Genomic DNA, 17,148 nt, shown 5'->3' with positions numbered 1-17,148 from the left:
AGGTGCGGGCCGGACTCGTGTGGTGGTCGTGCGCCCGAGTAATGCGGGAGCTTTTCGGAAAGCGGCTGTTGAATGGCAAGTGGTAACCGGTACGTCCAGCTCGGGCTGATCGCCGCCGTGCAGGTCCTCGCCATGGCGATGTGGTTCTCCGCCTCCGCCGTGGTGCCCGCGCTGCGCGAGGCGTGGCGCATCAGCGACGTGCAGGCCGTCTGGCTGACCGCATCGGTGCAGGTCGGGTTCGTCGCCGGGGCCGTCGTGTCCGCCGCTTTCAACCTGCCAGACCGCTTCCCGCCGCAGCGGGTGGCCGCCTGTTCCGCGCTCGGAGCGGCGGCCGCGACCGCCGCCGTCCCGCTGTTCGCCGACGGCTTCGGCCCGGCGGTGCTCTGCCGGCTGTGCGCGGGCTTCTTCCTCGCCGGGGTCTACCCGGTCGGCATGAAGCTGATGGCCTCGTGGTTCGGCGCCGCCGGGCGCGGGTTCGCGCTCGGCGTGCTCATCGGCGCGCTCACCGTCGGCTCCGCGCTGCCGCACCTGATCAAGGGCCTCGACGGCCTGCCGTGGCAGGGCGTGCTCATCACCGCGGCCGTCATCGGAGTCGGGGCGGCGGTGCTGGCGGCGGCGTTCGTGCGGCCGGGACCGCACCTGTCCCGCGGCGGCGCGAGCCACCGGCCCCGGTACGCGCTCGAGATGTTCCGGGAGCGCGGGCCGAGGCTGGCCAACCTCGGCTACTTCGGCCACATGTGGGAGCTGTACGCGCTGTGGACGTGGCTGCCGTCGTTCGTGGCCGCGAGCACCGGGAGCGGGGAGGCGACCGTCGGCCTGGTCTCGTTCGCGGCCATCGGCGTCGCCGGTGTCGTCGGCTGCCTGCTCGGCGGCTGGGCCGCCGACCGCTTCGGGCGGGCTCCCGCGGCCGGGGCGGCGCTGGTCGTCAGCGGCGCGTGCTGCCTGCTGTCCCCGCTGGTGTTCGGCGCGTCGTGGCCGCTGCTCCTGGTGCTGCTCGCGATCTGGGGCGCGGCGGTGATCGCGGACTCCGGCGTGTTCTCCACGGCGCTCAGCGAGGTCGCCGACTCCCGCTACATCGGCACGGCGCTGACCGCGCAGACCGCGATCGGCTTCCTGCTGACGGTGGTCACGATCAACCTCGTGCCGGTGCTCTCGGAGCTCGTCGGCTGGCGCTTCGCCTTCCTCGTCCTCGCGCCGGGCCCGATCCTCGGGGCGCTCGCGATGCGCGCGCTGGGGCGCCGGGCGGAACCGGCCAGCTAGCGGCTGTTCCGGATGCGGCGTGGCAGCGCGGGCTTGTGCTTTGCGAGAGAAGAAGCGAACGGCCTGTTCGCCTCGTCTATCGGGGCGATCGGTCCGTTCACTCCGCGCCAGGCAGCGCAGACGTGCCACTGCGCGAACAAGTTCGCGAGCGGGCGCTCTAGCGGACGCTGCGGAAGTTGTCCGCCGGCACGTGGACGGAGTCGCCCGAGTCCAAGGTCACCGCGACCTCGTCGGGTCGCCACTCGACGGACCGGATCCGCGGCTCATCGGAGCCGAACCGCAGCCGCACCGGGTAGTAGTGGTCGGCCGCGCCCGGTCCGATCCGCAGCTCGTACCCGGTGCCGGTCAACCGGGTGACCCGAACCAGGTAGAGCTCGCTCGCCCACTGGGAACCCGAGTACTCGTAGGTGACGCCGGAATCCTGGGAGGATTCCTCGTGCAGCACCGCTTCGCGCAAGGTGATCGAGGGGCCGAGGAAGACCAGCGCGCCGAACAGCACCGCGCCGACGAGGAGTCCTGCCACGACCGGCAAGATCAGCAGTTTGCGGGACACCCCGCCCAGTATGCCAAGGGGCGCGGTTCAGCCGGACCTCTCCCGGAACACCCACCACCGCGATGCGGTGTAGGTGAACGCCGCGACGCACGCCCCGGCGGCCATCCGGGACAACCGGAAGTCGACGCCCAGCGCCGAAACCCCCGTGGTCACGCCCATCGTGAGCAGGTAGTCGCAGGCGATCACCACCGCGTAGCGGAGGACCTGGCCGCCGACCGGGGCGTGCGACCGGAAGTTGACCGTGCGGTTGAGCACGAAGTTCAGCCCGAAGGCGGCCACGTACGCCACGGTCACGGCGGCCGGCAGCGGCAGCGCGGTCCAGGCGCGCAGCGCCGCCAGGATCCCGAGGTCGATCAGGAACGTGAACCCGCCCAGCACCAGGAACCCGACGAGTTCGCGGGACAGCACCCGGCGCAGCCGGGCGGGAAGCCGGTCGACCCACGAGGTGAGCAGGTCGCCGACCCGCTCGGCGGTGCTCGTCCTGGTCGTCGTGGTCTGCTCGTCCATCCTCATCCCGCTGCGGCGATCGCGTCGTGGGTCCGCACCCGAACCTATGAGATCTCGCCGGAGCAAAGTTGTCCGCCGGATTCATGCCATCAGCGGTATCCCTTCGCCAGGTGTTCAGCGTTCGTTCGGCATCCGTTCCGCCACCATCCCCGAACCGCCGGGATCCCGCGAATGTCCACATTGGATGGATTTTGGCGCCGCAGGAGCGCACTTGGCCACCTCGCCGCGAGCAGCGGACAATGGCGGGGCAACTACCGCCGATGGTCCGGGAGTCAGCGATGCGCCACACCAACCTCGCCGCGGAACCGGCCGAGTACACCAGCGCCCGCGAGGAACTGCGCCAGGCCGAGATCGAGCTGATGCGCCAGCGCGAACGGGTCGCCGACCTGCGCCGCACGCTGCCGCCGGGGCCGGTCGTCGACGACTACGAGTTCGAGGAAGGCCCCGCGGACCTCGATGCGGGCGACGAGCCCGTGCGGACCGTGCGGCTGGGCGAACTGTTCACCGGGCCCGGCCGCGACCTGGTGATCTACCACCTGATGTACGGCAAGCGGCAGACCGAGCCGTGCCCCATGTGCACGATGTGGATCGACGGCTTCAACGGCGTCGCCCGCCACGTCGCGCAGAACGCCGACTTCGCGGTCGTGGCCGCCGCCGGCCTGTCGGACCTGCGCGCGTACGCCCGGCACCGGCAGTGGACGAACCTGCGCCTGCTCAGCGCCGGGGCCAGCACGTTCAAGTACGACCTCGGCAGCGAGGACGCGGACGGCAACCAGGATTCGACGGTGTCGGTGTTCACCCGCGACGGCAGCGGAGCGGTCCGCCACTTCTACTCGGCGCACCCGCGGCTGGCCGACGACATCGACCAGCGCGGCATCGACCTGCTCAGCCCGGTCTGGCACCTCCTCGACCTCACGCCCCGGGGCCGGGGCGACTGGTTCGCGGCCCTGGACTACTAGCCCGGGTCATTCCGGCCGGACGAGGATCTTGACGTTGGCCTCCTTGTTGCCGACGAGCTCGTCGAACCCCTTCGCCACGATCTCGTCGAGGCCGATGCGGCCGGTGATGAACTGGAACGGGTCGACCAGGCCGGCGGCGATCATCTCGATGGTCGCGGGGTGGTCGTCGGCGTAGGCGAGGCTGCCGACGAGGTTGATCTCGCCGAACACCAGGTCGTTCATCGCGACGGCGGCCTCGTGGCCCCAGATCGCGACGTTCACGCAGGTGCCGCCCGCGCGCGTGGCGCGGATCGCCGACTTCAGCACGGCGTCGACCCCGGCGCATTCGAACGTCACGTCGGCGCCGCGGCCCCCGGTCAGCTCCAGCACGGCGGCCGTGACATCCACTGTGGACGGATCGAGTACGTGCTCGGCACCCGCGGCTTGCGCCTTCGTCTTGCGCACCTCCGCCGGTTCCACGGCGATCACCCGCTCGACGCCTGCCGCCCGCAGTGCGGCCGTGGTCATCAGGCCGATGGGGCCCGCCCCGAAGACCGCGGCGGTGTGCCCAGGGCGGGCGCCGGAGAGCCGCACCGCGTGGTGGGCGACCGCCAGCGGCTCGACGAGCGCCCCGACGTCGGTGCCGAGCTCGCCGAGCGGGTGGATCCAGCGGCGTTCGGCGACGACGAACTGCGAGAACCCGCCGCCCCCGCCGGAAAGCCCGACGAAGCCCAGGCTGCGGCAGACGTTGTACCGGCCCTGCAGGCAGGGATCGCACCGCCCGCACACCAGGTACGGCTCGACGGCGACGCGGTCGCCTACCCGCAGGTCGCGCACGCCGTCGCCGAGCTCGCTGACGACGCCGGCGAATTCGTGGCCGAGCGTGAGGGGCACTGTTTCGCCGGTGAGCGGGTGCGGGGCGCCCGCGCGCGGCGCGAAGATCGGGCCTTCGAGGTATTCGTGCAGGTCGGTGCCGCAGATCCCGCACCACTCGACGGCCACCTTGACGGTGCCGGGGCGGGTCGCGGGTTCCGGCACGTCGTCGATGCGGATGTCGCCACGGCCGTGGAAGCGTGCTGCTCTCATCGCGGATTCCTCGCTCTGCGGGAGATTGGGGACGCCATCCCGAGGATGCGCGAAGTGCGGAAGGGGCGCCGAGCCCGGCCGCGGCGTTAGGTGCGCGCGTCGGCCGCCATGGGCGCGGAAACGGAAGGATGGCGACCTTCATCGCGCGGTATGACGCGTACCTCGGCTCCGGCGGAGTGCGCCCGGCATCTCGTCCTGCCCCAGGGAAAACCGCCAGGTTCGGCGCTGTCGCCCCGGCGGGCTCGTGGGCCAGGTCGATGAGGCGGATCAGGCTTCTGCTGCGGGTTCCTGGTGAGTGCGGCCGGTCAGCCCGGCCGAGGTCAGGGTGAGGTGCTGGGCCAGTGCCTCGGCCGCGGCGTCCGCGTCGCGGGCCAGTGCCGCCTCCTCCAGCCGGCGGTGCTCGCCGACGTGGTCCCGGTCGGGGGTGCGCTGCGCCGACCAGCGGCGAGCCAGCTCGCTCGCGGACCACAACCGGTCGAAGGTCTCCAGCAGGACGGGGTTGCCGCACCCCTCCAACAAAGTGCGGTGGAAGACCCGGTGCGCCTCGGACCACGCGCTGCTGACGTACTCGCCCTCCTCCGGCGCGAACACCGGGGTGCGGCTCAGGCGGTGGTGGGCGGCTCGTACCCGGGCCTCCCAGTCGACGTCGCCGCGCTCGATGGACATGCGCAGCACGAGCGGTTCGATGGTCCGGCGGGCCTCCGCGATCTCCTGCCAGCGGCGGTCGGAGAAGGCCGGGACGGCGAAGCCGCGGTTGGGCAGCCGATCGGCGAGGCCCTCGCCGACCACCCGCACGAGCGCCTCGCGCACGACGGCCAGGCTCACGCCCTGTTCCGCGGCGAGGTCCTGCGGTTTCAGGGCCTCGCCGGGGGCGAAGTCCCCGCGCATGATCGCGTCCCGCAGGTGCGCGTAGACCTGCTCGGAGAGCATCTGCTTTCCCGACGAGGTCGAGGTGGGAGTCGCCCGGGGCATCGCATCAGCATAGACGATCCAGTTGAAAATCGATTATTCTTGCTATCGTCGATCTGAGGCGACGGTGTTGACCCGAGTGACGCTGCGGGCTCCGTCGCTCCCGCGGCAAGGCCTGAGAGGACGACGTGATGAGCGCGAACGACCCCTACGCTCGCCTGCCCGAAGTGCCGAGCTTCACCGTCACCAGCACCAGCGTGCAGGACGAGCGGCCGCTGCAGGCCGCGCAGCTGTCCGGCATCTTCGGCGTGCGCGGAGGCGGGGACGTCAGTCCTCAGCTGTCCTGGAGCGGCGCCCCGCTGGGCACGAAGAGCTACGCCGTCACCGTCTACGACCCCGACGCGCCGACGATGTCCGGGTTCTGGCACTGGGCCGTCGCCAACATCCCCGCGACGGTGACATCGTTGCCGGAGGGTGCCGGCGACGACGCCGGATCGGGGCTTCCCGGGCCGGCGTTCCAGCTGCCCAACGACGCTCGTGTCACCCGCTTCGTGGGCGGCGCCCCGCCCGCCGGGCATGGTCGGCACCGCTACCTCATCACCGTCCACGCGCTGGACGTCGAAGACATCGCGGTCCCGGCCGGCAGCACGCCGGCCTTCCTGGTGTTCACCATGGCCTCGCACACCCTCGGTCGCGCCACCCTGATCGGCACGGCGGAAACGCCGGGCGCGGCCGAAGTCGTCGAACGGATCGAGGTTTCCCGGCTCATCCCCGCCCTCGCCGGGGACATCTTCGCGGTCCTGACCGACCCGAAGGGCCACGCGGACATCGACGCGTCGGGGATGCTCATGGACGCCGAAGGGGAGCGGGTCGAGCAGCCTGGCGACCGGTTCCTGGTCCACATGGATCGGGACGCCCTCGGGGATCTTCCGCTGGGCAAGTACGACGTCGAGGTCGTCATCACCAACCTCATCCCGGACGAGGAGATCGCCTGGACCGTCGAAGGCCGGATCCGGCCGCATGCCCGCCACGTCTACGGCTACCGGCTGGAGCCGACCGAGGGCGGCACCCTCGTCACCTCCTACTACGACTGGTCGGAGATCGACGAGGAGTGGAAGGAGCGCCTCGTCTTCCCGGTGGTCCCCGAGTCCGCCCTCAAGGCCACCCTCGGGATCCTCGAGCGCACCGTCCGCCGGCGAACCGCCGCCCGGCCGGACGCCGCCGGGACCCGCTGAGGCGGGAAGCTCGACGAGCCGATTCGGCGCCGCGCGCGGATGGCATTCCGCACTCTCCGGGACTCATTGTCCTCTGTGGACATTCGTGGCCTCGGCCTGGCGCAGTGACCTCCGTGAAAGGATGGCCCGGTGACGACGGAGACGAGCGCGGATCGCGTGCTGTACGGGTGCATGGGGCTCGGCGGGAGCTGGGACGCCGAACCCCTCGCCGCGGCCGACATCGACGCGGCCGAGGCGGCGATCCAGGCGGCGCTGGAGATCGGCATCACGACGTTCGACCACGCCGACATCTACCGGCGCGGCAAGGCCGAGGCGGCGTTCGGCGAGGTGCTGGCCCGCACGCCCGGGCTGCGCGAACGCGTCGTGCTGCAGACCAAGTGCGGCATCCGGCAGGCCGAGGGCGACCGGCCCGGGATCTACGACCTGCGCGGGGACAGCATCCTCCGGCGGGTGGAGGAGAGCCTCGCCCGGTTGCGCACCGACGTGATCGACGTGCTTCTGCTGCACCGGCCCGACCCGCTGGCCGACCCGGAGGACGTTGCCAAGGCGCTCATGTCGCTGCACGAGCAGGGCCTCGTGCGGCGCTTCGGGGTGTCGAACATGAGCGCGGCCCAGATCGCGCAGCTGCAGGCGCACCTCGGCGTTCCGCTGGTCGCCAACCAGCTGGAGATGAGCCTGCACCGGCGCGACTGGTGCGAAGCCGGGGTGCTGGTGAACACCGCCGAAGCCGCGGCGATCGGCTTCCCGCTGGGCACGATCGAGCACTGCCGGGCGAACGGCATCTCCCTGCAGGCCTGGGGCCCGCTCGCGCGCGGCCGGTTCACCGGCGGTCAGGAAACGCCGACCGAGCGGGCGACGGCGGAGCTCGTCGCGGCCCTGGCGGATGAGAAGGGCACGACGCCGGAGACGATCGTGCTGTGGTGGCTGCAACGCCACCCGGCGGGGATCGCGCCGGTCATCGGCAGCGCGAAGCCGGCACGGATCCGCGCCTGCCGCGACGCGGCGCAGCGGGGACCCGACCTCACGCACGAGGAGTGGTACCGGCTCTGGATCACGGCCCGCGGCGCGGCGCTGCCCTGACGACGGTCACGCGGACCGCGGGGCGGGTGGCGTGGGCCGGTGCCCGGCCGCGATCTGCTCGACCTGCGCGACGACGGCCGCCTGCCACTCGGCGGGAACGACGGCGAAGACACCGTCGTCGACGGCCTGCAGCGCCTCGTGCGCGACGAGGCCCGGCTCGGTCCCCTCCGGCGACATGCCGGTGGAGACCAGCGCGGGGCAGATCATGGTGACCCGCACCGGCGTGTCGGCCAGGGCCATCGCCGCGTGCTGGGCGACGGCGACGACGGCGTGCTTCGACGGTCCGTACGCCCCGCCGCCCGGGAAGACCGTGAGGCCGGCCAGCGATGCGGTGATCAGCACGTGGGCCTGCTCACCGGAGGCGAGCAGGCCCGGCACGAACGCCCGCAGCCCGTTGACGACGCCGCCGACGTTGATGCCGAACACGCGATCCCACTCGTCGGGCGGCACCTCCCACGGCGCGCCCAGCGACGCTCCCACGACACCGGCGTTGAGGCAGATCAGGCGCGCCTGCGGGGCCTGCGCCGCCAGGGCGTTCATCGCGGCCGGGTCGGCGACATCGGCCGTCACACCCGTAGCGCCGAGCCGCTCCGCGGTCGCGGAGAGCGCGTCGGCGTCGACATCGGCCAAGACCAGGTCGGCGCCCTTGGCGTGGAGCGCCTCGGCCAGCGCCCGCCCGATCCCGCTCGCGGCACCGGTGACGACCGCGGTCAGCACATCGCTCGCCAAGGACTTCCTCCAGGATTTCGCCGGAATGATCGACACGGAGCTTAGATCAGGCGACAACACCGACGCATGCCATTAATCGCGCTCACGCTACCGGCGGCACCGGGGTCGGCCGCGATGCGCGTGGCGGTCGCGGCCGATAGGTTCGGCCGCATGGTGGGATCGTTGCTGGGAACCGAAGTCCGGCGGATCGAGGACCCCGAACTGTTGCGCGGCAGGGGAATCTTCGTCGCGAACCACCACGTGAACGGCGTGCTGCACGTCGGTTTCGCGCGGTCGCCGGTGGCGCACGCGCTCATCCGGTCGATCGACCTCACCGCCGCCGCGGCCGCGCCCGGCATCGTCGCCGCGTATGCGGCGGCCGACCTGGAACTGCCGATCCCGCCGCCGTTCCTGGTGCTCAACCCGCTCTGCGAGCGGCCGCCGCTGGCTACCGACCGGGTGCGCTTCGCCGGCGAGCCGGTCGCGGCGCTGGTCGGCGAGACCGCCGCGGCGGTCGCAGACGCACTCGAACTGGTCGACGTCGATTACGAGCCGCTGCCGGTGGCGGCCGACCCGGAGCGGGCGCTGGAACCCGATGCGCCGCAACAGTTCCCGGAGCTGGGCTCGAACGTCGCGGGAGGCGAACGGGATCCGCTCGGCGCCGGGGTGCTCGACGGCGCGGACGTCGTGGTGCGGGCCAGGCTCGAGAACCAGCGGGTGGCTGTGGTGCCGATGGAGGGCAACGCCATCATCGCGATTCCCGGTGGTGCGGAACGGGAATTCGACATCACGGTGTACCTCTCGACGCAGATGCCGCACGGCGCCCGCGACGGCATCGCCGCCACCTTCGGGTGGGCGCCCGAGCGCATCCGGGTGATCGCGCCGCACGTCGGCGGCGGATTCGGCGGGAAGGGCGGCGTCACCTCCGAACATGCCGCGGTCATCGGGATCGCGCGGCGCCTGGGGCGTCCGGCGCGGTGGATCGAGACGCGCTCGGAGAACATGCAGGCGATGCCGCACGGCCGCGCCCAGGTGCAGTTCGCCGAGCTGGGGCTCAAGCGCGACGGCACGATCAGCGGGCTGCGCTGCCGGGTCATCGGCGACTGCGGCGCCTACGCCGGTTTCGGCGGGCTGCTGGCGATCGCGACGACCAGGATGATGGCGCAGGGCGTCTACCGGATTCCGGCGATCAGCTACGACTCGGTGGCCGCGCTGACCAACACGACGCCGGTCGGCGCGTTCCGCGGCGCCGGGCGCCCAGAGGCGACGGCGATGCTGGAACGCCTGATCGACATCGCCGCGGCCGAGCTGGACCGGGGCCCGGTCGAGCTGCGCAGGCAGAACTTCCTCGCGCCAGAAGACTTTCCGCACACGACGGTCGTCGGAACGAAATACGACAGCGGCGACTACGACCTGCCACTTACCGAGGCGCTGCGGCTGGCCGACTACGACGGGCTGCGCGCCGAGCAGGCCCGCCGGATCGAGGCGGGGGAGCACCTGCTGCTGGGCATCGGCGTGAGCACCTACGTGGAGATCACCGGCGGCGGCGACGGGGAGTACGCCGAGGTCGAGGTGCACGACGACGGCCGCGCCACGATCAAGGTGGGCACCTCGTCGCACGGGCAGGGGCACGCGACGTCGTTCGCGATGATCGTCGCGGACGCGCTGGGCATCCCGATGGAGTCGATCGACTTCGTGCAGTCCGACACCGCGGCGGTCCCACGCGGCGAGGGCACCGGCGGTTCGAGGTCGCTGCAACTGGGCGGCAGCGCGGTGCGCGAGGCGAGCGAACAGGTGTTGCGGCGGGCGAAGGAACTGGCGGCGTCCCGGCTGGAGGCCGCGGTCGAGGACATCGAGCCGGAGGCGATCCGCAGGTCGAGCGCGGCCTCGACCAGCGCCATCCGGTCCTGCTCGTCGAGCACGGCACTGGAGGACAGGACCGGTGTCTCGCCCGGGACGAACGTGCCGTCCCGCTCCGCGGTCCGGTGGTAGTCGCGAACCAGGTCGAGGATCTTTTCCTTGCCGTTCATGCCGATCGCCTTGCACGCGCGAGCTCGGTGGTTGCTTCCGCGGTCGCGGAAAGCCAGATCTGGTGGGCGGTCTCGGGGAGCGACCGCTTCGCCGACCACCCCAGCAGCGCCCTCGCCCGGCCGGTGTCGGCCAGCTGCCAGTCGGTGCCCGCCGAGCGGTCGCCGGGCGCCGCCGATCGCGTGACCCGGTAGCGGATCCCGCTGACGTCGGCAAGTTCGCGTGGACACCGATACCTGCATCGGCTCCGCGCTGTGCGTCGGGATCGCGCCCGAGCACTTCGAGCTGGTGGAGGGTTCCTCCTGCCCGCGCCGGGGGTCGAGGCGATCACCGTGCGGGACGCCGGCACCGGCGAGGTGCTGGCGCCCGAGCGGTGAGCCCCGGTCAGCCGCGCGGCTTGGCCGCGACGAACACCGCGTAGCCCAGCGCCGATCCCTCGGCGATCCGGGGCAGCGTTTCGCGCGCTTCGGCCCAGTAGTCCTCCTGGCCGGACGGGGTGGTGAAGGTGTGCTGCAGCCGGGCGATGTTCTCCTGGACCACCGCCAGGGTCTGCCGCCAGCTGCGGTCGGAGACGTCGATCGCCGCCGCCATGACGAGGCCGGCCGCCGCGACCGTCTCGGCGTAGTCCTCCAGCGTCGGCATGGCGGAGATGTGGAACCCGGCGAGCCGTTCCTCGACGGCGGTCTGCTCGTCCAGGTCGGGGCCGCGCCGGATGAAGTCCGCGACGGCGAGCCTGCCGCCGGGGCGCAGCACGCGCGCGGCCTGCGACAGCGCGCGGAGCCGGTCGGGCATGTGCAGCAGGGACTCGAAGAACCATGCCGCGTCGAAGGATTCCGGCGGGAAAGGCAGGTCCAGCGCGTCGGCGAACTCGAAGCGCACCCGGTCCTGCAGGCCTTCCGCCGCCGCGCGCTCGGTCGCCGCCGCGAGCTGCTGGCGGCTGACGTTGATGCCCACCACGTCGACGTTCCTGGCGCGGGCCAGGCGGACGGCGGGTTCGCCGATGCCGCAACCGATGTCGAGCACGGACTGCGCCGATTTGACCGCCAGCTCGTTGATCATCAGGTCGGTCATGTTGTCGGCGGCCTCCCGCATGCTGCGGGTGGTGTCGTCCCAGAGTCCGAAGTGGAGGCTGCCGTCCAGCAGCGCGGTGAACACGTCGCCGTGCTCGTCGTGGATTTCGCCGGGGCCCGGTGATGGTTGCTGTGATTTGGTCATCTCGTGGGTCTCGCCTTCGAGGCTGCGGTGATTGCGGAAAATGTCTCGGCGCGATCCGGCCGCACCGGCCGGAAGAATTGGGGACCGCACTGCACGCTATTGCAGCGGAATGGGGTGCTGCAACCGAGGAAACGACTTCGACCTGATCGTGGAACCACCTGGTAAAAGTGGATCAGCGAAGCCGTTTCGTCGCGTCGCGTGCGGGCTTCGATAATCCGCTGGGGTGAACCGGTGGAATACCGGGTGTCGGCGATTCTCGGCCGTTGCTGGGACAATTCGGGACACCTAGCATCGGGTTCGTCGTCCGCAATTCCCACCGAATGTTCCAGCATCGGATTACAGGAGGAAAGATGGGCACGAGCGACGTGGTCGGCCCGGCGGAACTGTCCATGAGCGACGAGTTCCTGGCCAATCCCCACCCGTGCCTCGCGGCTTGGCGGGAGAGCGGTCCGGCGCAGCCGGTCGTCCTGCCGGACGGGCGCGAGTGCTGGGTGGTGACGCACTATCCCGACGTCGTGAACGTGCTGTCCAGCCCTCACGTGAGCTGCGACCTCTCGCCGGAGCGCAGCGGCGTCGACGAGGTGGCGCCGGAGGTGGCCGAGGCGTTCCGGTCGATCCGGCAGGGACTGTTCATCAACATGGATCCGCCCGACCACACCAGGCTGCGCAAACTGGTGGTGCGCGAGTTCAGCGCGCGCCGCGTGGAAGCGCTGCGGACGCAGGTGCGGGCCATCGCCGACAAGCTGCTGGATGCATTGGACGGCGCGGACGAGGTCGACCTCGTCCGCTCTTACAGCTATGCGTTCCCGGTGTCCGTGCTGTGCGCGCTGCTCGGCATTCCGGAGGAGGACGCCGTGCAGTTCCGGGAGTGGACCAACCAGGCGCTCGGATTCGTCGGCGACCCGGAAAAGGCGCCCCAGGTGGTTTCCGCCGTCAACTCCTTCTACGCCTACTTCGAGGAATTGCTCGACGCCAAGCGCAGGAATCCCGAGGACGACCTGCTGAGCGCGCTCGTGACGGGTGCCGGTGGCGAAGTGGACGACCGGGAGCTCGCCGGCGTGGCGCTGCTGCTGTTCGTCGCCGGGCACGAGACGACATCGCACTCCCTGGCGCTCGGCGTGCTGTCCCTGCTGGACCACCCGGCGGAACTCGCCGTCGTGCGGGAAGATCCCACCGCGCTGGCGGCGCACGTCGATGAACTGCTGCGCTACGACGGGCCGTCCACGCCGGGGGTCTTCCGCTTCACGACGGCGGACATCCAGCTCGACGACACCACGATCCCCGCCGGTTCCTGGGTGCTGGCCTCGCTGGCCGCCGCGAACCGCGATCCCGCGCGGTTCTCCTCGCCGGACGCGCTGGACTTCGACCGCGCGGAGAACCAGCACGTCGCGTTCGGGCGGGGAATGCACTACTGCCTCGGCGCTTCCCTGGCCAAGGTCGAGATGGAGATCGGCCTCGGCTCGCTCTTCCAGCGCTACCCGAACCTCGAACTGGCCGTGCCGGTCGAGAAGTTGCGGTGGCGCCCCGGCTACATGCGCGCGGTGGAGGAACTCCCGGTACGCCTGGGCCCCCTCAGGACCAGCTGATCCCGGCCGGTGCGCGGTGGCGGACGCTCCGCCACCGCGCACGAGGCCCTCAGATCCAGGCCGACAGCCGGGGCAGCACGGACCGCAGCACCTCCGCGAGCTCGTCGAACTCCGGCTGGTCGCAGATCAGCGGCGGCGCCAGGTGGATGTAGGGCTTGTCGTGGTCCCCGCACCGGATGTGCAGGCCCGCCTCGAACAGCTCGCGGCGCAGCCGCCGGTCGATGAGCTGCTCGCACTCCTCCGGCGAGAACGGCTCCTGCGTCGCCTTGTCCTTGATCAGCTCCAGGGAGAACAGGAACCCGGCGCCCTGCACGTCGTTGACGACCGGCAGGTTCCGCAGGCCCTCCAACGTGTTGCGCAGCACCGCTTCCTTGCGCAGCACGTGCTCGTAGACGCGCTCCTGCTCGAGGATGTCCATGTTCGCCATGGCCACGGAGGTCGACACCGGGTGGCCGCTGAAGGTGTAGCCGTGGGCGAACATGACGTGCTCCGGCAGGAACGGTTCCAGCAGCCGGTCCGAGGCGATCGTCGCGCCGAGCGGCGCATAGCCGCTGGTGATCCCCTTGGCACAGCAGATGATGTCGGGCTGGAACCCGAAGCGGTCGCAGCCGAAGAGGTGGCCGAGCCTGCCGAAGGAGTCCACGATGTCGTCGGAGATCAGCAGCACGTCGTACTGGTCGCAGATCTCGCGGACGCGGGCGAAGTAGCCCGCCGGCGGCACCACGCAGGCGCTCGGGTGGGGCAGCGGCTCCAGGATCACCGCGGCGACCGACTCCGGGCCCTCCTGCTCGATGGCCGCCCTGATCTCCTCGGCGTCGTACGGGTCGGCGACGTTGCGGCTGACCGGCCCGCGCGGCTCGAAGATCTGGTGCAGCAGCGCGAAACCGCCCATCGCCACGGCCGCGTAGGTGCTGCCGTGGAAGGACCACTCGCGGCTGATCACCTTGTGCTTGCCGGTCCTCCCGGTCAGCGCGAAGTACTGGCGGGCCAGCTTCCACGCGCTGTCGACGGCTTCGCTGCCGCCGCAGGTGAAGAACACGCGGTTGAGGTCGCCGGGCGCCGCGGCGGCGAGTCGTTCGGCGAGCTCCACGGCGGGGCGGGGCGCGTGCTCCATCGCCGGGAAGTAGGCGAGCTCGGCGGCCTGCCGCGCCGCGGTGGCGGCGAGGTCCGGCCGCCCGTACCCCACTTGCACGACGAACGCGCCGGCGACCGCGTCGAGGTAGCGGCGCCCCTGCTCGTCCCAGACGTAGGGTCCCTCACCGCGGGTCATGATGGACACCGGCCCGTCCGTCGGTTCGCCGTAGCCCCGCATGAGGTGATCGCGGGCGGCGAGGCCGAGGCGGCTGTCGGCGGGCTGCGCGGTGGTGGATTCGGAGGTCAGAGTCATCGGCGATCCTTTTCTCTCAGCGGACTTTCGAGCACTCGTCGCGGTGCTCGAAATTCGTGGTGATCCAGCCGTCCACGAGCGACGCGGTCTGCTCGGCGTGGCGGTCGATCATGGTGAAGTGGTCTCCCGGCACGAAGAGCACGTGCCGGTCATCGGGTGCGGCGTCGGAGGACAGGTTCCGCGGGAAGTCGGGCGTTTCCCGTTCCGGGTGGACGAACAGCAGCGGTGTGGACACCGGCGCGGGCGTCCAGTCCTCGAACAGCCGCAGGTACGCGCCCATCGCGGTCAGCTGCGCTTGGTCGGTGCGCAGGTTCGGCAGCGTGCCGTCGAGCCGGTGGGCGACCCGGGCCATCTGCGCGAAGCAGCCGCCTCCCGGCGCGGGGCTGTCGAGCAGTACCAGCGCCGCCGGGGCGACGCCTCGCCGTTCCAACAGCGCGGTGACGGCGTAGGCGAACCAGCCGCCTGACGAGTAGCCGACGAGCACGACGGCTTCGCCGCCGGCGCAGTCGAGGACCTTGTCGGCCTGGGTCTCGATGGCGGCGGCGAGCGTCGCGGGCAGCGGTTCGTCGTTCTGGTAGCCGGGAGTCGGCAGCACCTGGGCCGGCCGCCGGTCGCGGAACACCGATGCGAACCTGGCGAATTGGTAGGGGCTGGTCGGCGCGACGAGGGACGGGAAGCAGATCAGCCCCGGCCCGGTCTCGCCGCGAGTGAGCCGCACGGGCGCCACGGCCGCGCTCGGGTCTCCCGCGTCGAAGGCCGGGCGCAGCCGCGACATGATCTTCAGCAGCTCGATGCCCTCGTCGAACCGGCCCAGGTCGCAGAGCTGCCGGTAGGAGCGGGTGAGTTCGTCGTCGACCGGGCTGGACTCTTCGCCGGAGTGTTGCTGCGGGACCGGGCCTTCCTGGGTTTCGAGGGAATTCCGGAGGAATTCGGCCAGTTCGGCGGGTGTGGCGTGGTCGAAGACCAGCGTCGTCGGCAGGTGGCGGCCGGTGACGGTGGCGAGCCGGTTGCGCAGCTCCACCGCGGTGAGGGAGTCGAAACCGAGCTCCAGGAACGGCCGGTCCGCGGTGATCGCCCCGGCGTCCGCGTGGCCCAGGACGACGGCGGCGCGGGCGCAGACGAGTTCCAGCAGGGTTCGGTGCTGCTCGGCCTCGGGCAGGCTCGCGAGCCGCTGGAGGAGCGCTTCGCGCTCCGGCCCGTTGCGGCGACCGTCCTGGGCGCGGCGCCGGATGACCTCGCCGAACAGCGGCGGGAGCGCATCGCCGTGGGAGCGGAGGGCCTTGCCGTCGAGGCGGAGCGGCACGATGTGCGGATCGGGTAGGTCGCGGGCCGCGTCGAAGGCGGCCATGCCGTCATCGGGGCCGAAGGGAAGCACGCCGCCGGCGGCCATGCGGTCCCGGTCCGTGTGGGTGAGGTGCTGGGTCATGCCGCTGGTGGTGTCCCACGGCCCCCAGGCGAGGGACTGAGCGGGCAGGCCGCGGGCGTGGCGGTGTTGGGCGAAGGCGTCGAGGAAGGCGTTGGCGGTGGCGTAGTTGGCCTGGCCGGGGTTGCCGAGGATTCCCGCGGCGGATGAGTAGGCGGTGAAGAACGCCAGGTCGTGGTTCCGGGTGGCGTGGTGCAGGTGCCATGTCGAGTCCACTTTGGATTTCAGCACGGCGGCGAGTTGGCCGGCGGTCAGCGCGTGGAGCGCGCTGTCGCGGAGTGCGCCGACGGTGTGGACGACGCCGGTCAGCGGGTGCTCTGCGGGGATGCCGTCGATCAGGTCGTTGAGTTGGCGGGGGTCGGTGGTGTCGCAGGCGGTGATGGTGACCTTCGCCCCGAGCGATCGCAGCTCGTCGCGGAGCTGTGCCGCGCCCGGTGCGGCTGGACCTTGGCGGCTGGCCAGGAGGAGGTGTGCGGGGTGTTGTGCGGCGAGGTGGCGGGCGAGAACGGTGCCGAGTGAGCCGGTGCCGCCGGTGATGAGGATGGTGCCGTGTGGATCGGGCGTGGTCGGGATGGTGAGTGCGAGTTTGCCGGTGTGGCGGGCGTTGCTGAGGTGGCGGAAGGCTTCCGGGGCCTGGCGGATGTCCCAGGCGGTCACCGGCAACGGGGTCAGGTCGCCGCTGGCGAACAGCGTGGTTAGGTCGCCGAGCATGGCCTGGAGGTGTGTCGGGTCGGCCTCGGTGAGGTCGAAGGCGTGGTAGCGCAGTCCGGGGTGTTCGGCGGGGTCGCGGGGGTCGGTCTTGCCGAGTTCGATGAAGTGCCCGCCGGGTGTGAGGAGGTCGAGCGAGGCGTCGAGGAGGTCTCCGGTGAGCGAGTTCAGGACGACGTCGACCGGCGGGAACTGCGTGGCGAAGTCCGGGGTTCGGGACGAGGCGATGTGGTCGTCGGGGATTCCGAGTTCTCGCAGGGTTTCCCATTTGCTGGGGTGGGCGGTGGCGTAGATGTCGGCGCCGTAGTGCTGGAGCAGCTGGATGGCGGCCATGCCGACACCGCCGGCGGCGGCGTGCACGAGCACGCGCTGCCCGGGTTGGACCTGCGCGAGGTGGTGGAGTGCGTGGTAGGCGGTCAGGAAAACCGCGGGTGTGGCGGCGGCCTGGGCGAACGTCCAGTCCTCCGGTAGGAGGGCGAGCAGCCGGTGGTCGGTGATCGCGAGCGGGCCCATCGCGCCGGGCAG

The 17,148-nt window shown here is 71.5% G+C and carries 16 protein-coding genes; 8 read left to right on the top strand and 8 right to left on the bottom strand.

Annotated features, from left to right (window positions below; translation table 11 throughout):
• Positions 1–72 precede the first annotated feature (72 nt).
• Entirely contained in the window at positions 73–1,260 is a 1,188-nt protein-coding gene (locus BLW84_RS25135) for an MFS transporter (protein ID WP_093269633.1), read from the top strand.
• Positions 1,261–1,417: 157 nt separating this feature from the next.
• Here BLW84_RS25135 and BLW84_RS25130 read toward each other — a convergent pair whose 3' ends face one another.
• Together BLW84_RS25130 and BLW84_RS25125 are read right to left on the bottom strand one after the other, a co-directional pair.
• Positions 1,418–1,813 (bottom strand): hypothetical protein, encoded by a 396-nt coding sequence (locus BLW84_RS25130; RefSeq protein WP_093269630.1) that lies wholly within the window; start codon positions 1,811–1,813, stop codon positions 1,418–1,420.
• A gap of 27 nt (positions 1,814–1,840) precedes the next feature.
• Positions 1,841–2,320 (bottom strand): GtrA family protein, encoded by a 480-nt coding sequence (locus BLW84_RS25125; protein ID WP_245761362.1) that lies wholly within the window; start codon positions 2,318–2,320, stop codon positions 1,841–1,843.
• Positions 2,321–2,598: 278 nt separating this feature from the next.
• On the opposite strand from BLW84_RS25125, the gene BLW84_RS25120 reads away from it, so the two are divergent.
• Entirely contained in the window at positions 2,599–3,279 is a 681-nt protein-coding gene (locus tag BLW84_RS25120) for a DUF899 family protein (RefSeq protein ID WP_093269625.1), read from the top strand.
• Positions 3,280–3,285: 6 nt separating this feature from the next.
• Here the strand turns inward: BLW84_RS25120 and BLW84_RS25115 are convergent, their stop codons facing one another.
• Together BLW84_RS25115 and BLW84_RS25110 are read right to left on the bottom strand one after the other, a co-directional pair.
• Entirely contained in the window at positions 3,286–4,344 is a 1,059-nt protein-coding gene (locus tag BLW84_RS25115) for a 2,3-butanediol dehydrogenase (RefSeq protein WP_093269622.1), read from the bottom strand.
• 267 nt (positions 4,345–4,611) lie between these two features.
• On the bottom strand, positions 4,612–5,274 hold the full coding sequence (locus BLW84_RS25110) for a GntR family transcriptional regulator (RefSeq protein WP_177226685.1): 663 nt from the start codon (positions 5,272–5,274) through the stop codon (positions 4,612–4,614).
• Between the two features lie 170 nt (positions 5,275–5,444).
• Between BLW84_RS25110 and BLW84_RS25105 the strand changes: the two genes are divergently transcribed.
• Together BLW84_RS25105 and BLW84_RS25100 are read left to right on the top strand one after the other, a co-directional pair.
• Positions 5,445–6,488: a YbhB/YbcL family Raf kinase inhibitor-like protein gene (locus BLW84_RS25105; protein ID WP_093269619.1), complete on the top strand. Its 1,044-nt coding sequence runs from the start codon at positions 5,445–5,447 to the stop codon at positions 6,486–6,488.
• Between the two features lie 129 nt (positions 6,489–6,617).
• The gene (locus tag BLW84_RS25100; protein WP_245761361.1) at positions 6,618–7,568 is read left to right on the top strand and encodes an aldo/keto reductase; all 951 of its coding nucleotides are present in this window, start codon (positions 6,618–6,620) and stop codon (positions 7,566–7,568) included.
• A gap of 6 nt (positions 7,569–7,574) precedes the next feature.
• Here BLW84_RS25100 and BLW84_RS25095 read toward each other — a convergent pair whose 3' ends face one another.
• The gene (locus BLW84_RS25095) at positions 7,575–8,297 is read right to left on the bottom strand and encodes an SDR family oxidoreductase (protein ID WP_093269617.1); all 723 of its coding nucleotides are present in this window, start codon (positions 8,295–8,297) and stop codon (positions 7,575–7,577) included.
• A 150-nt stretch (positions 8,298–8,447) separates the two neighbouring features.
• Here BLW84_RS25095 and BLW84_RS25090 point away from each other — a divergent pair, with 150 nt between their 5' ends.
• The 3 genes from BLW84_RS25090 to BLW84_RS49955 all read left to right on the top strand — a co-directional run bounded on the left by BLW84_RS25090 (position 8,448) and on the right by BLW84_RS49955 (position 10,681).
• Positions 8,448–10,268, top strand: coding sequence for a xanthine dehydrogenase family protein molybdopterin-binding subunit (locus BLW84_RS25090; RefSeq protein ID WP_093269841.1), 1,821 nt, complete (start codon positions 8,448–8,450; stop codon positions 10,266–10,268).
• Between the two features lie 65 nt (positions 10,269–10,333).
• On the top strand, positions 10,334–10,498 hold the full coding sequence (locus tag BLW84_RS47645; protein ID WP_177226677.1) for a hypothetical protein: 165 nt from the start codon (positions 10,334–10,336) through the stop codon (positions 10,496–10,498).
• A 60-nt stretch (positions 10,499–10,558) separates the two neighbouring features.
• Complete coding sequence (locus BLW84_RS49955) at positions 10,559–10,681, top strand: hypothetical protein (RefSeq protein WP_281247440.1); 123 nt, start codon at positions 10,559–10,561, stop codon at positions 10,679–10,681.
• A gap of 7 nt (positions 10,682–10,688) precedes the next feature.
• Here the strand turns inward: BLW84_RS49955 and BLW84_RS25080 are convergent, their stop codons facing one another.
• Complete coding sequence (locus BLW84_RS25080) at positions 10,689–11,519, bottom strand: class I SAM-dependent methyltransferase (protein WP_093269611.1); 831 nt, start codon at positions 11,517–11,519, stop codon at positions 10,689–10,691.
• A gap of 350 nt (positions 11,520–11,869) precedes the next feature.
• On the opposite strand from BLW84_RS25080, the gene BLW84_RS25075 reads away from it, so the two are divergent.
• Positions 11,870–13,105 carry a cytochrome P450 family protein gene (locus BLW84_RS25075; protein ID WP_177226676.1) on the top strand — a complete coding sequence of 412 codons (1,236 nt, stop codon included), beginning with the start codon at positions 11,870–11,872 and terminating at the stop codon, positions 13,103–13,105.
• Positions 13,106–13,154: 49 nt separating this feature from the next.
• Here the strand turns inward: BLW84_RS25075 and BLW84_RS25070 are convergent, their stop codons facing one another.
• Both BLW84_RS25070 and BLW84_RS25065 read right to left on the bottom strand, forming a co-directional pair.
• The gene (locus tag BLW84_RS25070; protein ID WP_093269606.1) at positions 13,155–14,492 is read right to left on the bottom strand and encodes an aminotransferase class III-fold pyridoxal phosphate-dependent enzyme; all 1,338 of its coding nucleotides are present in this window, start codon (positions 14,490–14,492) and stop codon (positions 13,155–13,157) included.
• 16 nt (positions 14,493–14,508) lie between these two features.
• The coding region (locus BLW84_RS25065) for an SDR family NAD(P)-dependent oxidoreductase (protein WP_143061097.1) at positions 14,509–17,148 on the bottom strand (2,640 nt) is incomplete at its 5' end.

It is taken from the genome of Saccharopolyspora shandongensis (assembly GCF_900106995.1).
In the GTDB taxonomy this organism is placed as follows: domain Bacteria; phylum Actinomycetota; class Actinomycetes; order Mycobacteriales; family Pseudonocardiaceae; genus Saccharopolyspora; species Saccharopolyspora shandongensis.
The sequence above is the reverse complement of the archived record's forward strand: the minus strand, read 5'-3'. Positions and strand labels throughout refer to the sequence as shown.